Source organism: Pseudomonas sp. UBA6276 (assembly GCF_002438365.1).
GTDB classification, from domain to species: Bacteria; Pseudomonadota; Gammaproteobacteria; order Pseudomonadales; family Pseudomonadaceae; genus Aquipseudomonas; species Aquipseudomonas coleopterorum.
Genome location: NZ_DJUS01000041.1, coordinates 1 through 3543 on the forward strand (window position 1 = coordinate 1; position 3543 = coordinate 3543).

At 60.4% G+C, this 3543-nt stretch carries 3 protein-coding genes and 1 pseudogene; 2 read left to right on the forward strand and 2 right to left on the reverse strand.

Annotation, left to right across the window (positions count from 1 at the left end; genetic code table 11):
- Both B2V21_RS04630 and B2V21_RS04635 read right to left on the reverse strand, forming a co-directional pair.
- Positions 1–405: CoA transferase (locus tag B2V21_RS04630; RefSeq protein ID WP_286916156.1), on the reverse strand; the 405-nt coding region annotated here is incomplete at its 3' end.
- A 12-nt stretch (positions 406–417) separates the two neighbouring features.
- Positions 418–1590: an acyl-CoA dehydrogenase gene (locus B2V21_RS04635; protein ID WP_122743117.1), complete on the reverse strand. Its 1173-nt coding sequence runs from the start codon at positions 1588–1590 to the stop codon at positions 418–420.
- Between the two features lie 149 nt (positions 1591–1739).
- Between B2V21_RS04635 and B2V21_RS04640 the strand changes: the two genes are divergently transcribed.
- Both B2V21_RS04640 and B2V21_RS04645 read left to right on the forward strand, forming a co-directional pair.
- Positions 1740–2654 carry a LysR family transcriptional regulator gene (locus B2V21_RS04640; RefSeq protein WP_134722153.1) on the forward strand — a complete coding sequence of 305 codons (915 nt, stop codon included), beginning with the start codon at positions 1740–1742 and terminating at the stop codon, positions 2652–2654.
- A gap of 417 nt (positions 2655–3071) precedes the next feature.
- Positions 3072–3543 (forward strand): annotated as a pseudogene (locus B2V21_RS04645) (NAD(P)(+) transhydrogenase (Re/Si-specific) subunit alpha); the annotation flags it as partial.

Sequence of the window (3543 nt, forward strand, 5' to 3'; positions counted from 1 at the left end):
CTGGCCGAAACCGGTGATCGAGCAGTAGATCAGTTGCGGATTCACGGCGCTGAGTGACGCATAGTCCAGCCCATACGCAGCCAGACCGCCGACCTTGAAGTTCTCGATGAGAATGTCGGAGTTCGCAGCCAGCTCGCGGACCAGCTGTTGCCCCTCGGGCCGAGTGAAGTCGATGGTGACCGAGCGCTTGTTGCGATTGGCTGCCAGGTAATAGGCGGCTTCACCGGTGCTGTTGCCTGCCTGATCCGCCAGGAACGGCGGTCCCCAGGCTCGGGTGTCGTCACCCCGGCCTGGACGCTCGACCTTGATGACCTCGGCGCCGAGGTCGGCGAGGATCTGACCCGCCCAGGGCCCAGCCAGCACGCGCGACAGATCGAGTACACGAAGATGCGAAAGCGCGCCCATGACAACCTCCTGTCAATAGAAGGCTTGCAGGCCGGTTTGCGCACGCCCCAGGATCAAGGCGTGCACGTCGTGAGTGCCTTCGTAGGTATTGACCACCTCCAGGTTGACTAGATGGCGGGCAATGCCGAATTCGTCGGAGATGCCGTTGCCGCCGAGCATGTCTCGGGCCATGCGTGCGATGTCCAGGGATTTGCCGCAGGAGTTGCGCTTCATGATCGAGGTGATCTCGACGGCCGCGGTGCCTTCGTCTTTCATCCGACCCAGGCGCAGGCAGCCTTGCAAGGCGAGGGTGATCTCGGTCTGCATGTCGGCCAGCTTCTTCTGGATGAGTTGGTTGGCGGCGAGCGGGCGGCCGAACTGCTGGCGATCCAGGGTGTACTGCCGAGCGGTGTGCCAGCAGAATTCCGCTGCTCCCAACGCCCCCCAAGAGATGCCGTAACGCGCGGAGTTGAGGCAAGTGAACGGCCCTTTGAGACCACGCACATCGGGAAACATGTTTTCTTCCGGGACGAACACGTTGTCCATGACGATTTCACCGGTGATGGAGGCGCGCAGGCCGACCTTGCCGTGAATGGCGGGTGCGCTGAGGCCGGCCCAGCCTTTTTCCAGAATGAAGCCGCGAATGTCACCCGCATCGTCCTTGGCCCACACCACGAACACGTCGGCAATCGGGCTGTTGGTGATCCACATCTTGCTGCCGCTCATGCGGTAGCCGCCGTCGACCTTGCGCGCCCGTGTGACCATGGCGCCTGGGTCGGAGCCATGGTCGGGCTCGGTCAGGCCGAAGCAGCCGATCCACTCGCCACTGGCCAGTTTGGGCAGATACTTCTGCTTTTGCGCTTGAGTGCCGAATTCATTGATTGGAACCATCACCAATGACGACTGCACGCTCATCATCGAGCGGTAGCCGGAATCTACCCGCTCGACCTCACGGGCGATCAGGCCATAGCAGACGTAGTTGAGACCACTGCCGCCGAATTCTTCCGGGATGGTGGCGCCGAGCAGACCCATCTCGCCCATTTCGCGAAAGATGGATGGATCGGTGGTTTCATGGCGAAAGGCTTCCAGGACACGCGGCATGAGCTTGTCCTGCGCGTATTGCTCCGCACTGTCGCGCACCATGCGCTCTTCCTGGGTAAGTTGTTGGTCCAGCAGCAGTGGGTCGATCCAGTTGAAGCTTGCCATGTGTCCGTCCTCTAGAAAGCGGTATATCCGCAGATTAGGCCGCTGCGACTTGGCGGACAAAGCAAGTTTGCGCATGAGGTTGTGATAATTTCTCACTTCGTAAGTGAGCCATGGTGCATGGCATCGGGACTTGAGTGAGGAATGGTTACATGCGCAGACGAATACCCAGCACGGCCGCATTGATCTGCTTCGAGGCGGCGGCGCGCCATGAAAGCTTCACCAAGGCGTCTGCGGAGCTGTTCCTGACCCAGGGGGCGGTTTGCAGGCAGATTGCCAATCTCGAGGCGTTTCTCGATGTGCGCCTGTTTCGACGCTCCAAGCGAGGCGTGAAGCTGACCGAAGCGGGATTGTCATACAGCCGCCGGGTGGCTGCGCAACTCGATGCCGTGGAGCGCGAGACGCTGGCGGTGATGGGGCAGCAGGGCGCCAGTACCCTGGAGCTGGCCGTGGTGCCGACTTTCGGCACGCAATGGCTGCTGCCGCGGCTGAAGGACTTTCAGCGGCATAACCCGCAGATCACGGTCCACCTGACCAACCGGACTCGACCTTTCCTGTTCGCCGACACCGACTTCGATGCGGCAATCTACTTCGGGGACGGCGACTGGCCGGGCACGCAGACCAGCAGACTGATGGAAGAGCATCCCGTTCCCGTGTGCAGTCCGGCGCTTCTGCAAGGGCAGTCGGCATTGACGCCGGCCCGCATTGCCGAACTTGCGCTGCTGCAGCAGAGCACTCGTCCCTATGCATGGCGACAGTGGTTTGCCAGCCTGGACATGAACGTGCCGCGTGATCTGAGCGGTCCGCGCTATGAGCTGTTCTCCATGCTGGCTCAGGCAGCGGTGCACGAAATGGGGATTGCGCTCATTCCTCCGTTTCTGATCCAGCGGGAGTTGCGCGAGGGCAGCCTGGTCGTTGCCAATGCCCACGAGCTGACCAGTTCCAAAGCCTATTACCTGGCCGTACCGGACAGGCATCGCGAGCTGGGATCGCTGCGGGTTTTTCGCGATTGGCTGATGCAGCAGGCGCAGGATTATCACGCAATGGAAGGGCGCCAGCATCGCTGACGATGCGTAGTGGTGTCTTGAAAGACCCTACAGATATATGTTTTTGGCGCGTTTCTGAAACATACGAAAAATGGCGAATTTTCAGCGCCAGCCTTTGCACTGCCTGACTATGGCGTGTTTTTGACGCTGATTGGTCTCTACCCTGCAAATATTTCGCAAAATATTTCGACGCATCCAGTCATCGCTGTGAGTACCGATCTAGAAGGCTTTGAGGCCTATCGCTGTGACATTCAGTCACAGCGTGACTTGTAGTGCTTTGCGTGTATCGCTCCACAACCTGTTGAAGCCGCTCGTCGGGGCCTGCAAAATGCCGCGGCCCGCCGTTTTCAGGCGGTATCGTGCTGATGGGCCATCGCAGAATGAGCCATAGCCAGTGCTTGGGTACGACCAGGAAGAAGATCCAGCAGGAGATATAACGTGCACATTGGTGTTCCTCTCGAAACGCAGCAGGGCGAAACACGTGTAGCCGCCACCCCGGAGACCATCAAGAAGCTGGTCGCTCAGGGCCATGTGGTGACGGTTGAAAGTGGCGCAGGCGTGCGCGCGAGCGTGACCGACGCTGCCTATGAGGCCGCTGGCGCGATCATTGGCAGCGCGGCGCAGGTGTTTGCCACGCAGCTGGTGCTCAAGGTCAATCCCCCCAACGACGCAGAACTGCTGCAGATGAGCACCGGTACGGTGCTGCTGGGCATGCTCAACCCGTTCAACAACGAGTTGATCGCCAAGATGGCGGAGCGGAGCATCAGTGCTTTCGCCCTCGAGGCAGCGCCTCGTACGTCACGTGCGCAGAGCCTGGACGTGCTGTCTTCGCAAGCCAACATCGCCGGCTACAAGTCGGTTCTGCTGGCGGCGCATCACTACCCACGGTTCATGCCGATGCTGATGACCG